General features: G+C 45.3%; 14 protein-coding genes and 1 riboswitch. Of the genes, 5 read left to right on the forward strand and 9 right to left on the reverse strand.

Going from position 1 to position 16,293, the window contains the following annotated elements:
* Window positions 1–95 precede the first annotated feature (95 nt).
* Window positions 96–1,649: a peptide MFS transporter gene (locus tag VBY75_RS03330; RefSeq protein WP_222236892.1), complete on the forward strand. Its 1,554-nt coding sequence runs from the start codon at window positions 96–98 to the stop codon at window positions 1,647–1,649.
* A gap of 67 nt (window positions 1,650–1,716) precedes the next feature.
* The gene (locus tag VBY75_RS03335) at window positions 1,717–3,033 is read left to right on the forward strand and encodes a M24 family metallopeptidase (protein WP_416511017.1); all 1,317 of its coding nucleotides are present in this window, start codon (window positions 1,717–1,719) and stop codon (window positions 3,031–3,033) included.
* Here VBY75_RS03335 and VBY75_RS03340 read toward each other — a convergent pair.
* The 3 genes from VBY75_RS03340 to VBY75_RS03350 all read right to left on the reverse strand — a co-directional run bounded on the left by VBY75_RS03340 (window position 3,023) and on the right by VBY75_RS03350 (window position 6,347).
* Window positions 3,023–3,499 carry a hotdog fold domain-containing protein gene (locus VBY75_RS03340; protein WP_174507656.1) on the reverse strand — a complete coding sequence of 159 codons (477 nt, stop codon included), beginning with the start codon at window positions 3,497–3,499 and terminating at the stop codon, window positions 3,023–3,025. The two genes, VBY75_RS03335 and VBY75_RS03340, sit on opposite strands and share 11 nt — an antisense overlap.
* A gap of 92 nt (window positions 3,500–3,591) precedes the next feature.
* Entirely contained in the window at window positions 3,592–5,817 is a 2,226-nt protein-coding gene (locus VBY75_RS03345; protein WP_416511020.1) for an NADP-dependent isocitrate dehydrogenase, read from the reverse strand.
* Window positions 5,818–5,906: 89 nt separating this feature from the next.
* The gene (locus tag VBY75_RS03350; RefSeq protein ID WP_222236888.1) at window positions 5,907–6,347 is read right to left on the reverse strand and encodes a VOC family protein; all 441 of its coding nucleotides are present in this window, start codon (window positions 6,345–6,347) and stop codon (window positions 5,907–5,909) included.
* A 202-nt stretch (window positions 6,348–6,549) separates the two neighbouring features.
* Here VBY75_RS03350 and VBY75_RS03355 point away from each other — a divergent pair, with 202 nt between their 5' ends.
* Complete coding sequence (locus VBY75_RS03355) at window positions 6,550–6,771, forward strand: hypothetical protein (RefSeq protein WP_054487507.1); 222 nt, start codon at window positions 6,550–6,552, stop codon at window positions 6,769–6,771.
* Here VBY75_RS03355 and VBY75_RS03360 read toward each other — a convergent pair.
* The 6 genes from VBY75_RS03360 to VBY75_RS03385 all read right to left on the reverse strand — a co-directional run bounded on the left by VBY75_RS03360 (window position 6,764) and on the right by VBY75_RS03385 (window position 12,354).
* Window positions 6,764–7,480 (reverse strand): M48 family metallopeptidase, encoded by a 717-nt coding sequence (locus tag VBY75_RS03360; RefSeq protein ID WP_416511023.1) that lies wholly within the window; start codon window positions 7,478–7,480, stop codon window positions 6,764–6,766. The genes VBY75_RS03355 and VBY75_RS03360 overlap by 8 nt on opposite strands.
* Complete coding sequence (locus VBY75_RS03365) at window positions 7,464–8,291, reverse strand: ion transporter (protein WP_054487503.1); 828 nt, start codon at window positions 8,289–8,291, stop codon at window positions 7,464–7,466. The genes VBY75_RS03360 and VBY75_RS03365 overlap by 17 nt, the downstream gene beginning before the upstream one ends.
* A gap of 11 nt (window positions 8,292–8,302) precedes the next feature.
* Entirely contained in the window at window positions 8,303–9,100 is a 798-nt protein-coding gene (locus tag VBY75_RS03370) for an undecaprenyl-diphosphate phosphatase (RefSeq protein ID WP_222236886.1), read from the reverse strand.
* A gap of 85 nt (window positions 9,101–9,185) precedes the next feature.
* Window positions 9,186–9,566 carry a hypothetical protein gene (locus tag VBY75_RS03375; protein WP_054487499.1) on the reverse strand — a complete coding sequence of 127 codons (381 nt, stop codon included), beginning with the start codon at window positions 9,564–9,566 and terminating at the stop codon, window positions 9,186–9,188.
* Window positions 9,567–9,647: 81 nt separating this feature from the next.
* Window positions 9,648–10,988 carry a lysine-sensitive aspartokinase 3 gene (gene lysC, locus VBY75_RS03380; protein WP_416511025.1) on the reverse strand — a complete coding sequence of 447 codons (1,341 nt, stop codon included), beginning with the start codon at window positions 10,986–10,988 and terminating at the stop codon, window positions 9,648–9,650.
* Window positions 10,989–11,083: 95 nt separating this feature from the next.
* Window positions 11,084–11,260, reverse strand: a riboswitch (Lysine riboswitch).
* 44 nt (window positions 11,261–11,304) lie between these two features.
* Window positions 11,305–12,354 carry an NAD(P)-dependent alcohol dehydrogenase gene (locus VBY75_RS03385; protein ID WP_278355969.1) on the reverse strand — a complete coding sequence of 350 codons (1,050 nt, stop codon included), beginning with the start codon at window positions 12,352–12,354 and terminating at the stop codon, window positions 11,305–11,307.
* Between the two features lie 136 nt (window positions 12,355–12,490).
* On the opposite strand from VBY75_RS03385, the gene VBY75_RS03390 reads away from it, so the two are divergent.
* Both VBY75_RS03390 and VBY75_RS03395 read left to right on the forward strand, forming a co-directional pair.
* Window positions 12,491–15,403 (forward strand): diguanylate cyclase, encoded by a 2,913-nt coding sequence (locus VBY75_RS03390; RefSeq protein WP_416511027.1) that lies wholly within the window; start codon window positions 12,491–12,493, stop codon window positions 15,401–15,403.
* Complete coding sequence (locus VBY75_RS03395) at window positions 15,400–16,275, forward strand: MBL fold metallo-hydrolase (RefSeq protein WP_416511029.1); 876 nt, start codon at window positions 15,400–15,402, stop codon at window positions 16,273–16,275. The genes VBY75_RS03390 and VBY75_RS03395 overlap by 4 nt, the downstream gene beginning before the upstream one ends.
* Window positions 16,276–16,293: the final 18 nt, after the last annotated feature.

The following is a 16,293-nucleotide window of genomic DNA, read 5'->3' on the forward strand; positions in this document are numbered from 1 at the left end:
TAAAGTAAGGCCACTTTTTCCGACTTAGACCAAAGTCGAATGAGCTACTAATAACGCTAACTATTTAATATTAAATAACAAAATGGATAACAAGAATGGATCCAACAAAAATAGTCGATAAAGATTCAAGCTTTTTCGGACAGCCAGGGGGCTTACAGACCCTGTTCTTTACCGAAATGTGGGAGCGCATGAGCTACTACGGTATGCGCGCGCTACTCGTTTTATTCATGACCGCCAGCTTGCAAGAAGGCGGTATCGCCTTAACTGTTGCCTCTGCAACCGCTATCTACGGCCTATACACCGGTGCGGTCTATTTCATGGGCTTACCCGGCGGTTGGATTGCTGACCGTTTATTAGGCGGTCAGCGCGCAACCTGGTACGGCGGCATCATTATTATGCTGGGACACATTGTCTTGGCCATACCGAGTGAGGCTGGCTTCTTCGTTGGTATGATTTTGGTGGTACTTGGCACAGGGTTATTAAAACCCAACATTACCGCCATGGTTGGTCAGTTATATAGTTCCAACGATGACCGTCGTGATGGTGGTTATACCCTTTATTACATGGGTATCAACATCGGTTCTATCATCGGTTACATCGTTACTGGTTACCTTATGGAAAATGCTGGTTACCATTGGGGCTTTGGGGCCGCAGCTGTCGGTATGGCGTTCGGCCTTATTCAGTACAAACTGACTAAACCTAAACTTGGCGATGTTGGAGCGAAACCGCCTAAACCTCTGGGTCCTAAAGCAGCAAAACGCAGCTGGGGAGTTATCTGGCTCTTATTAGCTGGTTTAGCGGTTTATACATATTTAGCATTAAATAACTACGTTACTTTGGACCCAACGCTGATTGCCGGTAATGTCGCTGTTATTTTCACTGTTATCTTTTTCGTGTATTACCTGTCCATATTCCTGTTTGGTAAGTTGACCAAAGATGAAATGAAGCGACTGGGTGCCCTATTTCTGGTCTGTATTGCCTCAACCATGTTCTGGGCAGGCTTCGAGCAGGCAGGATCATCATTCAACCTATTTGCTCGCGACTTAACGGATCGCATGGTCGGCGACTTTGAAATTCCTACAACCTGGTTCCAGTCGCTGAACTCGCTCTTCTTAGTCGCGTTGTCACCGTTTTTCGCTGCGCTTTGGATTAATCTCAGCAAACGCATGATCAATCCATCGTACGGTTTTAAAAGCGCGATTGGCCTTATCATTATGGCGACCGGCTTCATTGTCATGTTCTTTGCGTCGCAAGCGGCGGCTAGCGGCTTAAAAGTAGCACCTTACTGGTTGGTTGCAGTGTACTTTATTCACACCGTTGGTGAGCTTTGCTTAAGCCCGGTAGCGTTAAGTGCGGTCAGTAAACTTTCGCCGAAACGTATGGCCGGACAGTTAATGGGCGTTTTCGTTCTGACTTATGCCATGGGTAATGTGATTGCGGGTCTTCTGGCAGGTGGTCTTGACCCGGAAAACCCACAGGCAATGCCTGAACTTTACTGGACCATTTTTGTGTTCGGTGTGAGCGTTGGTGCGGTTGTATTCGTATTAGCTCTGTTTACCCGTAAATGGGAAAAGCTGGCGCCGGACGATGGCGAAGACGAGCACCCGGGTGCAGTTATCGATGCCAACGAGCCCGTTGGTAAGCCTTAATTCACTTCTTTGTGAAAAGCTGATAGAAAGGGACCTTCGGGTCCCTTTTTTATTATCGGTCGCACTTATGCTAAAACAAATTATTTTACTGGTTAGTCTCACCTTTGGCGCAGTATTTTCCACCAACGTATTTGCAGATACTATAAGCCCACTCCCCCTTAAGCAGCGTGCAGAAGTTGTTGATGAGCTTCTTCAGCAGCGCGTGCAAAAACTGCTCCCGGAGCTAATGCGAAAAGCTGACATAGATATGTGGGTATTGATAAGTCGCGAGTACAACGAGGACCCGGTACTTAAAACCTTCCTGCCCAGCGACTGGTTGTCAGCCAGACGAAGAACAATTCTGCTTATCCATGACCCAGGTGAAGATAAGAATCTGGAGACTCTGGCAATAGCCCGCTACGACGTTGGCGAGGTGTTTAAAAGCGCATGGAACCCGGAACAACAGCCAGACCAATGGAAGCGTCTGGCTCAAATTATTGCAGAGCGTAACCCAGCCTCTATCGCAATTAATCAATCAAAAGATTTCGCTCAGGCCGACGGCATTACAGCCACGGATAAAGAGCTTTTTATGGCTGCTTTACCCGATAACCTAGACAGTAAAATTGTGAGTGCTGAACCGCTTGCTGTTTCCTGGCTTGAAAAGCGAATAGAAGCAGAACTGCCCTATTATCGGGATGCCGTTAAGCTTGGTCACCAAATTATCGCTGAAGGGTTTTCTGACAAAGTTATTGCAGTTGGTGAAACGACCACAGAAGATCTTCAATGGTGGTTCCGTAAACGTGCGGCACAAGAGAACCTGCCGGTTTGGTTCCATCCTTCCGTGAGTGTACAACGTATCAATGACCCTCAACCAGGGCACCCGCGTTCAACAGGCGTCACCATACAACGCGGCGACTTATTGCATATAGACTTTGGCATTACCTACCTGCGTTTAAACACCGATACTCAACAACATGCCTATGTTTTAAAAAAAGGCGAGTCAGACGCACCTGATACCCTAAAACAGGCATTAGCTAATGCCAATCAACTACAAGATATTTTGACAGCCCAGTTTGAAGAGACACGTTCTGGCAACGAAATATTACTTGCAGCGTTAGAGCAAGCTAAGGACAAAGGCCTGGAACCTATGATTTATACCCACCCAATTGGGTATTACGGCCATGGCTCAGGCCCTACCATTGGTATGTGGGATAAACAGCACGCTATACCAGGAGGGGGAGAATACCCATTATTCTCCAATACGGCCTATTCTATCGAGCTTAATAACAAAACCACATTCGAGGATAAAACCATCACCATCATGCTGGAAGAGGATGCATTTTTTGATGGTGACGGTGTTAGCTACTTAAACGGCAGACAGCAGTCCTTTCATCTTATCGACTAGGCTTTTCTGACACATAAATAGTAATGTGCCCGGCGGCTACAACGGTGCCGTCGCTGCGCTTAGCTTCTACCGATATGGGTTGATCGCCCGGTTGCCAGGTGGACTCTGAGCTTGTTGCTTCTATGGTCACATCGCTATCGGTTTTGGCCAAATACTGCACATTCATACCTTTCGGCAGCCAACGCAGATGCTTTGGAATAGAAGCTTCAGCTAATGCTCCCATCGCCATTTCCATTCCGTTGCATACCGCAATGGCGTGCACCGTACCAATATGGTTCTGGACTGCTTTTCGTTTCTTAAACGTCAGCTGACAAAGGTTAGGCTTTAATTCAGTAATAAGCGGCTTAATCGTTTTAAAATAAGGCGCTTTTCGGGCAAACATTGCCGAAAAAACCTGACGTCCAAAAGGTAGTTTTAAGCAGCGTTCGTACAAATTAATAAGGTAGTTGCTACTGGCCAAAATCATGACTCCAAATAGATTGGTAACAATTTATCGATATAAAAAAAGCAGGCCGAAGCCTGCTTCTTACACTTATCGCCTAATTTACAGTGTGTAAATTATAAGCTGGCAAGCGTTTCATTTAATACAGAGCAAGGGCGCATTGCTGCTGATACCTTATCGGTATTTGGCTGATAGTAACCACCAATATCCACTTTAACGCCCTGAACCTTGTTCAGTTCATCGATAATGGCTTGCTCGTTGCCAGACAGCTTTTCAGACAGCTTGCTGAAACGCTCTTTAAGTTCAGCATCGTCGTTCTGGTTCGCCAGCGCTTCTGCCCAGTACATTGCCAGGTAGAAGTGTGAGCCACGGTTATCGATTTCACCCACTTTACGTGACGGTGATTTGTTCTCTTCCAGGAACTTAGCCGTTGCGACATCGAGGCTATCTGCCAGAATTTGCGCGCGCTTGTTATCAAAGGTGCGGCTTAGGTGCTCAAGAGACGCAGCTAACGCCAAAAACTCACCTAAAGAGTCCCAACGTAAGTGATTCTCTTCAACAAACTGCTGCACGTGTTTAGGCGCTGAACCGCCGGCACCAGTTTCAAACAAACCACCACCGTTCATTAACGGAACAATTGACAGCATTTTCGCTGATGTGCCCAGTTCCAGAATTGGGAACAAGTCCGTCAGGTAGTCACGCAGTACGTTACCGGTAACAGAAATGGTGTCTTTGCCTTCTTTAACACGCTGTAGCGTGTGGCGAGTCGCTTCAACCGGCGCCATGATCTGAATGTCCAGACCATCGGTGTCGTGCTCTTTCAGGTACTCTTCCACTTTCTTAATTAACTGAGCGTCGTGAGCGCGGTTGCTGTCTAACCAAAATACTGCAGGCATGCCGCTTAAGCGTGAACGGTTAACCGCCAGCTTAACCCAGTCACGAATCGGTGCGTCTTTTACCTGACACATGCGCCAGATATCACCTTCTTCAACGTGGTGCTCGAACACAACATCACCGGCTTTGTTAAATACTTTTACTGTACCCTTTGCCGGAATTTCAAAGGTCTTGTCGTGAGAACCATACTCTTCAGCTTTTTGCGCCATTAGGCCAACGTTAGGTACGGTACCCATAGTTGCCGGATCAAAGGCGCCATTTTCTCTACAGAAATTAATGGTTTCCTGGTAAACGCCTGCGTAGCTACGATCCGGGATCATTGCTTTAGCATCTTGTCGGCTGTCGTTCTTATCCCACATTTTTCCAGAATCACGAATCATTGCCGGCATTGATGCGTCAATGATGATGTCACTTGGTACGTGTAGGTTTGTAATGCCCTTATGCGAGTTAACCATTGCCAGTTCCGGCTGTTTTGAATAAACCGCTTCCAGGTCTGATTCAATTTCAGCACGCTTGCCTGAACCAATTTTTTCCAGTTTGTTGTAAAGGTCGCCAATACCGTTACTTGCGTCAAACTCAATTTCTTTCATAACGTCAGCGTGTTTTTCCAATACGTCTTTATAGAAAACACGTACCGCATGACCAAACATAATTGGATCAGAGACTTTCATCATGGTGGCTTTTAAGTGCAGTGACAATAATACGCCCTGCTCTTTAGCAGCTGCAGTTTCTTTCTCAAAGAACGCCTGCAATTGCTTTTTACTCATCGTTGCAGCGTCAACTACTTCACCTGCCAGTACGGGTACCGATTCTTTCAGTACTTTTTGCTCACCGTTGCTCTCAAAAACAATTTTAAATGTATCATCGCCCGAGGAGGTTACCGATTTCTCACTGCTGTAGAAATCGCCGTCGTTCATGTGTGCAACGTGCGATTTAGAATCCTTAGACCACTCGCCCATGCTATGTGGGTGCTTCTTCGCGTAATTTTTTACAGCACTTGGTGCTCGACGATCAGAGTTACCTTCACGTAATACCGGGTTAACCGCACTGCCCTTCACTTTGTCATAACGAGCACGAACGTCTTTTTCTTCATCCGTTTGTGGGTCAAACGGAAAGTCAGGCAGCTTATAACCTTGTTCCTGAAGCTCTTTGATGCAAGCTGTCATCTGCGGGATAGATGCACTGATGTTTGGCAGCTTAATAATGTTTGCTTCCGCTGTCTTCGCCATTTCACCCAGTTCAGCTAAAGCATCTGACTGACGTTGTTCTTCGCTCAGGTATTCCGGAAACTGCGAAATAATACGACCAGCTAAAGAAATATCACGAGTTTCAACTGAAACACCAGCTGCCTTAGTAAATGCTTCAATAAAAGGCAGAAACGAATAGGTAGCAAGGCGCGGCGCCTCGTCCGTTTCAGTATAAATAATCTTTGCTTTATCAGTCGACATAGTCATTCCTATTTATTGGACCAAAGTAAAAATCTATTAGCTTACTTATGTAATTTTGTGGCGCAGATTATAGAGGATCTGGCTCTGAATTACCATTCACCCGTGTTTTCCATAGAGGCCCACGGCTCTTGTGGCGGCAAGTTATCACCTTTTTGCAGCAGCTCTATTGAGATATTATCCGGCGAGCGTACAAAGGCCATGTGCCCGTCTCTCGGAGGCCGGTTAATAATGACGCCGTTATCCATCAGTTTTTGGCACAACTCATAAATATTCTCGACTCGAAACGCTAAATGGCCAAAGTTACGGCCGCCGCTATAAGTTTCCGGGTCCCAGTTGTAGGTCAACTCCATCATCGGCGCCTGTTCTTTTTTAGCGCGCTCAACGTCATCCGGTGCAGCTAAAAAGACTAAAGTGAAACGGCCTTTTTCTACCTCCTTCCTTCTAACTTCCTGCAATCCCAATAAATCACAATAGAAATTCAAAGATTGTTCTAAGTCGTGCACCCGCACCATGGTGTGTAAATATTGCACTTTCTAATCTCCTTCCTGCTCAATAAGGGCTTCAGAACTTCGTTCAATAAGGTCTAAACGGTGTCCAAACCCTTTCTGTCTTCAAAATACGGCTCTGACACCGGCAATGGTTCATCACTGTTCTCTATTTTCTTACCTTTCCTTGATTTAAGTTAAAGATACATTTAATATGCATTTATTAGATGCATTAGGAATCTCTCTTATGAAACCACGTAAACTATTGCAAACCTCTAACACTTCTATGGTGGTGTTTTTATTACTTTCAATCGTCGTTTTTTATCTGGCCTGGTTCCAGGAAGAAAACTTACCTTTGATGCTGTTAGTTTTCTTGCATTTGTCACAGGTAATCTTAGCCGGTTTGTTCAAAGTGGCTTATGTATTTAGATTGATAGCGCAGAATCAATTAGGGGAAGAACTCAGATAAACTCGTTGGTCAGTTTTTTTCGCTCACGCCAGTCAGGAAGAAACTCATCCATGAGTGCGTAAAAGCGCGCGTTATGATAACGCTCAAACAGGTGTGTTAGTTCATGAACCACTACGTACTCAAGGCACTCGACCGGTTTTTTAACGAGTTCCAGATTCAGCCATATCTTTTTGCTGCGTATATTGCAGGTACCCCAGCGGGTTTTCATCGCCCTGATACCGAAACCGCTGCTGTAAACTCCCATTCGCGGTTGCCAGATACCCAGTAAGGCTTCAACTTCGCGGGTAATTTGTTCCCGGTACCAACGATCCAGAACCTGTTTACGCTGAACTGCATCGTAATGTGGCAAAGAAACCAGCTGCAGTTTATTATCGTTCAAGCTAACCGCGGCACCACGCTTTTTAAGTGCAATATCCAGTGTGTACACTTTTCCCCAGAACTTATGCTCTTCACCTGATACAAACTGAAGTTCTGGCTGTACCGGTTGCATCGCAATTCTTTCCCGTTGCTTTATCAACCAGTCATGACGCTCAAACAACCAGCTTTCAATCTCATTCAACGAGCACTGCTTAGGAGCCGAAACTTCAACATCACCCGAGGGCGCACGCACCCTTAAGTACATATTCTTAATCCGCTTACTCTTAACCGTAACGGGAATATCGTTAATGAGCAGCTTTGCGCTGTATAAACTTTTACCTTCTTTCGGCATCTTGCTGAGCCACTATCAGTTGCTTTAATTCCCGAATTTCCTGCTGTAAATCAGTTATAGAAGGTTCTTTATCTCCGAGTTCTTGAGCCTCATTTTCCTGGCCAAGCTCAACCTTACGACCCTCTTTGTCCATGACGTTAATCACAATACCGATAACCATGTTTAAAAACGCAAAAGCAGTCAGGAAAATAAAAGTCATATAGTAAATCCAGCTCCAACCATAAACTTCCATGGTTTCATACTGAATATCCGTCCAGTCTTCAAAGGTCATCACCCTGAACAGCGTAAGCATTGAAGTGGCAATGTTATCCCATAAGAACGGGTTGATGTCGGCGAACAAGTAGCTACCAACTGCCGCATAAATATAGAAGATAATAAACATAAGCAGTACAACGTAACCCATCTGGGGAAGCGCTTTTAGCAAGGAGTTTATTAAGGTTCTAAGCTCAGGAATAATGGATATCATCCTAAGTACTCGGAAAATCCGGACCAAGCGCGCCAGCAAGGCAAGTTCAGAGTCATTGATTGGAATAAGACTGACCAATACGACCAGGGTATCAAACACATTCCAGCCATCTTTAAAGAAGGCTTTTTTATTGTCTTCGGCAATAAAACGAATGGTAATTTCAATTAGAAAAAACAGCGTTATAAAAAGGTCTAAACCATACGTCAGGCTATTAGCAAAAGCGGGTAACTCGTAGGTTTTAGCGCCAATTTCCAAAGCTGAAATAATGATAACGGCAACCACCAGCGCTTCAAAAATCTTGTTACTTTTAAGCTGAAACAACTGCTTTTTAATGTTTTCGTACATAAATTAACGACTCAGAAGAATAATAAGTACAAGACAACCGCCAGGACTAAACGGTAGATAACGTAGGGCCACATACCGAACGCATTAAGCCACTTCAGGAAAAAGTGAATAGCGGTAATGGCCGTTAAAAACGACACAACGCCACCAACCAAAAAACCTAACCAATCTACGGCAATGGACTCTGAGGCTATGGTTAATAGCTTAATCAACGCAGCAGCAGCGGTAATTGGAATGGCCATAAAAAATGAAAACTTTGAAGCTGACTCTCGGTTTAACCCTAAAAACAAACCCGCGGTTATGGTAGCGCCTGAACGCGAAGTACCCGGAATCAGTGCTAAAGCTTGGGCAAGTCCAACAATAATCGCATCTTTAAAGCCAATGTCCTGCAAGGTTCTGCTGCCTCGGGCGAAGCGATCGGCAACAGCCAAAAGTACAGCGAAAACAACCGTGGTAGTGATGATAACCCCCACAGCTCTTAGCGCAGTGTCTATGTAATCCAGTAGCAGTATACCCGCAATACAAGCAGGTATAGTTCCAACAACAACAGCCCAGCCTAAGCGGCTTTGTCCGACATGTTGGCGAGCAGCGATAGAACGAAGGCCATCGACAAAGAGTTCAGTGACATCTTTGCGAAAATAGAGAATGACAGCAAGCAAAGTACCGACATGAACGGCGAGATCAAAGCCTACACCTTGATCTTCCCAGCCAGTAAGTATTGGCATCAAAATTAAATGAGCAGAACTGGATATTGGAAGAAACTCGGTTATCCCCTGGATAATGCCAAGGATGATCGATTGTAAGAAATCCATTAAAAATGCTCGCCTTCATTCTGCTCAAATAGAAAGCGAGCATTATAGTCAGTTTCGTCGCTAGAACGAAAGTAAGATTAAGTGATTAAGCGCCACATTTACCTTCGCCGCACTTACCTTCACCACATTTCCCTTCTTCCGACTTTTCTGATTTTTCACCTTTTCTCTCGGCCTTTTCTTTCTTCATTTCTTCGCCGCACTTACCTTCACCGCATTTCCCTTCACCACACTTGCCTTCTTTGGCCTTTTCCTTTCTCTCTTTCATTTCTTCTTTGGATTTTTCTTTCATTTTCTCTTCGCCACATTTTCCTTCACCGCATTTCATTTCTTGTGGTTGAGAAACCTCATAGCCCGAAGAAAGCTCCGTTGCTTCAAAAGGGTTTGCCTGAGCAGCGCCCATGCTCATTGCTGAAGCGACAGATAAGGCCGAAGTAATAGCCAGAGTTTTTGATGTCAGTTGTTTCATAATAATTACCTGAATTTGTTTGTTGGAGTCTCTTTAACTGTAGTTTATTTTTACAATAAATAGACAGTTATTTACATATTATTAACTCAATATTCTATCATGCAAGGTTCGGATCACATTCTCACCCTCACTGTCTTCTACCAGAAAGCAAAGATTATGCTCGCTCGCTCCCTGGCAAATTAAACGCACAGCATAGTCATTCACTGTATTAAAAGTGAGTTGGCTGATATGAGCATCTCGTCCAATGCCGTTTCCAATAATAGCCACCAGCGATAACCCCGTTTCAATTTCTACGCGGCAAAACTGCTCAAGCTCCTCTAAAGCAGCAGCCGGTAATAACGCTTGTCCATTTGCAATGCTTCCGCCTTCATCCAAAGTCAGCGCAATGCTCACTTCTGAGGTTGTGACCAAATCCACACTGACATTATAGCGCGCCAATATTTCAAAAAGTCGCGCCAGGAAACCGCTCGCATGCAACATGCTCAAACTATGAACGGTTACTAAAGTCTGATTCCGGCGAAGTGCAACCGCTCGTACGTCAGGCCGTGTTGTAGGATTTGCGGATATATACGTACCACCGGCGGCTGCATTCTGACTACTGCCAATGAAAACCCGAATTGAGTTTTTTATAGCTGGTGCCAGACTGGATGGGTGCAGGATCTTAGCTCCAAAAGTTGCTAACTCTGCCGCTTCTGAGAAACTCATTTCGGCTATAGCCCGGGCGCTGGAACAGATTCTTGGGTCTGTTGTGTAAATTCCCGCAACGTCCGTCCAAATTTGTAAATCCGTTGCATTAAAACCTGCTGCTAGCAAGGCGGCACTATAGTCGCTTCCCCCGCGGCCTAAAGTCGTTGTCTGAGTTTTATCATCTGAGCCAATAAACCCCTGAGTTACCCACACACACCCGGAGTCCAACTTCTGCTTCTGTTCAAGACAATGTGACTTAGTTGAAACTTCATCCGGTTGCGCCCGGCCAAAAGCGCTGTTTGTTTTCAGCAGTTGCCGCGCATCCAACGTATCCGATAACAAGCCTTGTTCATTTAGAACGCAAGAAAACAAAAGACTCGAGCAACGCTCACCAAAGCTTAATAACTCATCCCGCCAGGCGGCCCAGTTTGCTATTGCTTTTTGACAGTGAGACTCCAGTTCATCATGTAACTGAGACAAGGATAGTTCCAGAGCACCGGAGCTCTTCAGTTTTTGCTGAATAGAAGCATGAATAGTATAAATTTCATTTCGCAGAGATTCTGTTTGCTTACCCTGTTTATCAGCTATTTCTGCCAGCCGATTCGTGACTCCGGCGCAGGCACTAACAACGACCAGACGAATAGAGGGGGTATTCTGAACGATTTGAGCACAGCGCAGCATTGAGGAATAGTCGGCAACGCTCGTACCTCCGAACTTAGCAACAGTAAAAGACACAGTTTTCTCCTGAACATAACAACATAAGTGTTCGGAGAACTCAGGTTTTGCAGAGTAAGTGGCGAGATTAACTTAATAGCCAATAGGCAAATGCAAACACCAGAAGCTCTCCACCCTGAAGGTGACAGTTGTGGGTGTTCAAACCCTGCAACCGGCAACATTGCCGCCAAATGACTATGCTACCTCGGCGTAATACCCCTCCCCTTCGACTCAAATCCGGCTTTGGCAACCTAAGTTCGAAAGTTCCTGGTGTACGCACCTCTTCTTTGTGCAAATTAGACCACGCCCGACAAAGCGTGGTCAATTTATTTACTCACTAAGACTGCTTTAGCGAGTCCATATTAATTACAAATCGATACTTCACATCACCTTTTTTCATCCGTACAAAGGCATCGTTGATGTTCTGGATATCCAGCATTTCAACATCGCAATGAATAGAGTGTTCGGCACAGAAGTCGAGCATTTCCTGTGTTTCAGGAATGCCACCAATTAAAGAGCCAGCAAGTACCCGGCGTTTCATCACCAGCGCTCCGGCTTGTAATGCAGGGTCAACCGGCTCTAACAGACCCACTAGAATGTGCGTACCATCGACTTTCAAACAGTTAATGTACGGATTGAGATCATGCTGTACCGGCACGGTATCCAGTAAAAAATCGAAGGTCTCTGCTGCCGCTTCCATTTGTTTATCATCAGTTGAGATAATCACATGATCTGCGCCTTGCTTTTTAGCTTCGGACACTTTGCTTTCTGAGCGCGTAAAAATAGTGACTTCAGCTCCCATGGCTTTAGCAAATTTAACGCCCATATGCCCTAAGCCACCCATGCCGATGACACCTACCTTGTGCCCTTTTTGCACACCAAAGTGGCGCAATGGTGAATAGGTTGTAATACCGGCACACAGGAGTGGCGCTGCTTTTGCCGGATCCAACTTCTCTGACACCCTAACCACGAAGCGATCACTGACGACTATCTTCTCGGAGTAACCACCATAAGTAATGCTTTTATCGTGCAAGTCTTCTCCGTTATAGGTTGGTACCATCCCATTAAGGCAATATTGTTCCAGACCTTTTTCACAAGAAGAGCACTCGCGACACGAGTCAACCATACAGCCAACACCAACTGTGTCTCCCACATTGAAGTCCTTAACATTATCGCCTACTGCCGTGACTTTACCGATTATCTCATGGCCGGGCACAACCGGGTATATGGTGCCTCCCCAGTCATTCTCTGCATAGTGAATGTCAGTATGGCAAACGCCACAATAGGTTATGTCGATAGCAACATCATCGTTACGTAACTCACGACGTTCTATAGCATGAGGTGCCAACTTAGAATTTTCTGATTGTGCTGCATAGGCTTTCGTCATTTATCGCTCCTTTGAATTATTGTCTCTCACTAATGTACTCATTAACTGATTTTTTAGATTGTAGACTCTAGAGTTATTGCAACCCACTCGGCGACAACATACCATCCAATAATACTGTTTAATAAATAGATGACTTATGAAGTACACACTATTTTCGCTGTTAGCTGTATTTTTCTGCATTAGTGCTCCGGGAAGCTCAGCCGCAGTCTATGAAAAAGAGGCTACTGGTGAACAACGGCCGCTCAACGACTACTTAGTTCGACACTGGGAAACGCGTGATGGATTACCCCACAACTCAGTCAATGAACTTATTCAAGATGACAAAGGGTATCTTTGGCTGGCGACCTGGCAAGGGCCCGCACGCTTTAATGGCCGACGGTTTGATATCTATGACAACTTACGCGAGACCGGCTTACCTGATATAGGAATGTATACTGCCGCCTACAGTGATTGTGATAGCAGCATTTATGTTGCAGGCAGCCGGGGAGGAATAGCCCGTTTCTATGATGGGCACTGGGAAGCACTTGAGTCCGCCCCACCTTTTGTGAACCACTTATTTACTGATGATAACTGTAACCTTTGGGTCTCAACTTCAGAGCTTGGTCTGCTCGTTTATAAAAACAATCAACGCACCGCACAATTTACGACTAACCATGGTCTAAATTCCATGTTTGTCTATGAGTCGCTGGTCGATAGCCAAGGCAACTTGTGGGCAGCCACCAATAAAGGGCTTCAGGTAAAAAAGGTCGGGAAGGCTCGCTTTGAAACTATTACAGCCATTCCTGAGCGGTTAGTCACCGCCCTACTTGAACTGCAAAACGGTACTTTACTAGTAGGCACGGAAAATGGGTTGTATCAGCAAAAGGTAAATACCGAGTTCGAGCGTACACTTCCCGAAATTGACAGAAGAATCAGTACCCTGTTTCAGTCACCTGACAAGCAACTTTGGCTGGGAACCTATCGGGACGGGCTCATTCGCATTAGCGATAAATACGGTATAGAAATTTTCGATACCAGCGAAGGTCTGCCTAATAATCATGTATTGGATATTATTCAAGACAGAGAAGGCAGCTTTTGGGTCTCAACTCACGGTGGACTGGTTCAGTTCAGAGATGCACTTTTTTCGACTTATACAAAAAAAGACGGGCTTACAGGTAACTATATCAGAGCCTTAGCAGAAAGTGACAAAAGTGAAATCATCGTTGGTTCCAGCAATGGTGTTTCACTTGTAGGCAAAACGGGAGTTTCTGCCCTCGCTCCCGACACCCCATTAAACGAGCAGTCGGTATTATCACTGGCGTATGATGATACGCAACAACTCCACGTCGGAACATACACTGACGGCCTTTATATTTGGGACGGAGAAAGAATTGTCCGGCACTTTGACACTAATAACTTATTAAAAGCGGACGAAGTTCGTCAAATTGAGCTTGACCCTAAACTGGGGAAATTCCTGGCTACACCTTTGGGCATTACGCATTTGTACCAAAACTCCGAAGGGCAATGGGTATCCCAACATATTTCTCAAGAAGATGGTTTAACCAATAATTATACGACCTCGTTACATCTCGATAAAACAGGCAGGCTTTGGGCTGGTTCAGCACGTGGTGTGGTTAGTATTAATATCGTCGCTAAAAATGATGCATTCGATTACCAAATCACTCCTGTTGACTTAACCGAACTGAACAATGCCGAACTGGCTTTTCATATTACCGAGCATTCTGGTTACCTATGGATGGCAACCGATCGCGGACTTATTGCTCATAACCTTAGTAAGAACACTTGGAACATTTTCAACCGTGACCAAGGCTTGCCCTTTGATAATTTTATGTCCGTGGCTTTCGACGGCAATGGTAATCTCTGGCTGGGTTCAAACCGTGGCCCAGTGATGATTGAACATGATTCTTTTACTAAAGTCTTAGCAGGACAGGCAGACAAACTTAATGTTCAGCGCTTCAGTGAAGTCGACGGTCTTGAGAGCGCTCAAATAAACAGTGGTGGTCCATCCATGCTCCAGGCCCGCGATGGCAGTATTTGGCTAGCAACCAGCAATGGGGTTTCAGAGGTTGATCCGAAAACGATTACGGAAATTGGCAACCTTCCTCCTGAGGTTAATATTGAGTCAGTAAAAGCCGACGGTGAAACAGTCATCTTCGGAGAGAAACTGAGTGCTGAAACGGACCGAATCGTGTTCGAATTTGTTGCTCCCGGTTATCTTATGGCCGAACAAATTGACTATCAGGTACGCCTGGTTGGCTTTGACGAAAATTGGGTGAATAAAAACTCTCTTAACTCTGCAGAGTACACGACCTTGCCGGCCAACGATTATATCTTTCAGGTTCGGGCCAGGTATCCCGGTGGCCAATGGAGTCAACCCGACTATTTTGCTTTCCGGCAGTCGGCTCATATCTGGATGCAGGCATGGTTTTGGATTGTTGCCTCTTTAGCTGTTGCGCTTTTAGCATTGGTTGGCGTAAAAGCACGCCTTAACCAGCATAACCAGACACGGCTGCGACTGGAAAAAATGGTTAAAGAGAAAACAGCTGACTTAGAGACCATGGCACGGCAGGATCCATTAACGAATCTTGGAAACCGGCGCGCCTTTGATGAACGCCTGCAACATGAGCTGAGTCGCTGCAGACGCGACGGAACCTATTTAAGTTTAGCTATCCTTGATGTCGACTACTTTAAGGATGTCAACGACCATTACTTACATACTGTCGGCGATAAGGTACTGGTAAGAATCGCGGAGGTCCTGCGCGATGAAATCAGAGACATTGATTATGTCGCTCGTTGGGGCGGTGAAGAGTTTGCCGTATTAATTACGAACTCAGAGCTTGAAGTCGCTAAGGAAGCCAGTGAACGAATGCGTGAGCGAATAGCTGCAACACCATTCGACGATCTTGTTGAAGACATGAAGATTACCGTTAGTATTGGTGTTGCCAGTAGTTTTCACTATGCTGATCATGCTGGTTTACTCGTTGCAGCTGATCAGGCTCTTTATCAGGCAAAAAGTGCCGGTCGCAACCGAATGGAGTCAAAACCATGAACAAGCATAACTCAATAAACGTTGAAGCTTTTCTTGATAACGACAGTGAAACCTTCAGTTATGTTGTCTTTGATTCGGATGAAAAAGATGCCGTTATTATCGACCCCGTGCTCGACTTTGATTACCCATCGGGTAAAACTTGTACTAACGGCGCACAACGCATTTTAGACTTTGTTCACAAAAACAGTCTAAATGTTGCCTGGATACTGGAAACGCATGCGCATGCTGATCACTTAAGTGCCGCTCCTTTTTTAAAAAAGCAACTTAATGCGCCTATTGCCATCGGCGAGCATATTACGGATGTGCAAAAAATATTTAAGCAAGTCTATAATCTTGAAAAAGAGTTTTTACCTAATGGAGAGCACTTCGATAAACTGTTGAGTGACGGAGAGACCTTTCAGGTAGGGTCAATGAGTTTCCGTGTAATACATACACCAGGCCACACACCTGCTGATATTGCTTACGTTGTGAATGAAAACAAAGTCTTTGTGGGTGATACATTATTTAACCCGGACGTAGGAACCGCTCGCTGTGACTTCCCCGGAGGCAGTGCCAATACTTTGTATCAATCTATTCAAAAGCTTTTCCAACTGGACGGTACAACGAACGTTTACATTTGCCACGACTACCCTCCCGAGGGGCGCGAGCATCAATGTAAAACCACGATACAAGAACAAAAACAAAACAACATCCATGTCGGCGGACAAGCCAGCGAAGAACAGTTTGTAAAATGGAGAGAAGAGCGCGATGCAACACTGGATATGCCACGACTTATCATTCCTTCCATTCAAGTTAATATTCGTGCGGGTCAAATGCCCCCGGCAGAAAGCAATGGTACTGTTTACCTAAAAGTCCCTTTGAACCGTTTATAACTGCAAGCAGGTACTTAA

It is taken from the genome of Idiomarina sp. HB (assembly GCF_048059115.1).
Taxonomy (GTDB): domain Bacteria; phylum Pseudomonadota; class Gammaproteobacteria; order Enterobacterales; family Alteromonadaceae; genus Idiomarina; species Idiomarina abyssalis.

What these genes read in the sequence shown, in the direction of transcription:
- VBY75_RS03330 (WP_222236892.1), top strand. Translation starts at nt 96, where the DNA reads ATGGATCCAACAAAAATAGTCGATAAAGATTCAAGCTTTTTCGGACAG.
- VBY75_RS03335 (WP_416511017.1), top strand. Translation starts at nt 1,717, where the DNA reads ATGCTAAAACAAATTATTTTACTGGTTAGTCTCACCTTTGGCGCAGTA.
- VBY75_RS03340 (WP_174507656.1), bottom strand. Translation starts at nt 3,499, where the DNA reads ATGATTTTGGCCAGTAGCAACTACCTTATTAATTTGTACGAACGCTGC.
- VBY75_RS03345 (WP_416511020.1), bottom strand. Translation starts at nt 5,817, where the DNA reads ATGTCGACTGATAAAGCAAAGATTATTTATACTGAAACGGACGAGGCG.
- VBY75_RS03355 (WP_054487507.1), top strand. Translation starts at nt 6,550, where the DNA reads ATGAAACCACGTAAACTATTGCAAACCTCTAACACTTCTATGGTGGTG.
- VBY75_RS03360 (WP_416511023.1), bottom strand. Translation starts at nt 7,480, where the DNA reads ATGCCGAAAGAAGGTAAAAGTTTATACAGCGCAAAGCTGCTCATTAAC.
- VBY75_RS03365 (WP_054487503.1), bottom strand. Translation starts at nt 8,291, where the DNA reads ATGTACGAAAACATTAAAAAGCAGTTGTTTCAGCTTAAAAGTAACAAG.
- VBY75_RS03370 (WP_222236886.1), bottom strand. Translation starts at nt 9,100, where the DNA reads ATGGATTTCTTACAATCGATCATCCTTGGCATTATCCAGGGGATAACC.
- VBY75_RS03375 (WP_054487499.1), bottom strand. Translation starts at nt 9,566, where the DNA reads ATGAAACAACTGACATCAAAAACTCTGGCTATTACTTCGGCCTTATCT.
- VBY75_RS03385 (WP_278355969.1), bottom strand. Translation starts at nt 12,354, where the DNA reads ATGACGAAAGCCTATGCAGCACAATCAGAAAATTCTAAGTTGGCACCT.
- VBY75_RS03390 (WP_416511027.1), top strand. Translation starts at nt 12,491, where the DNA reads ATGAAGTACACACTATTTTCGCTGTTAGCTGTATTTTTCTGCATTAGT.
- VBY75_RS03395 (WP_416511029.1), top strand. Translation starts at nt 15,400, where the DNA reads ATGAACAAGCATAACTCAATAAACGTTGAAGCTTTTCTTGATAACGAC.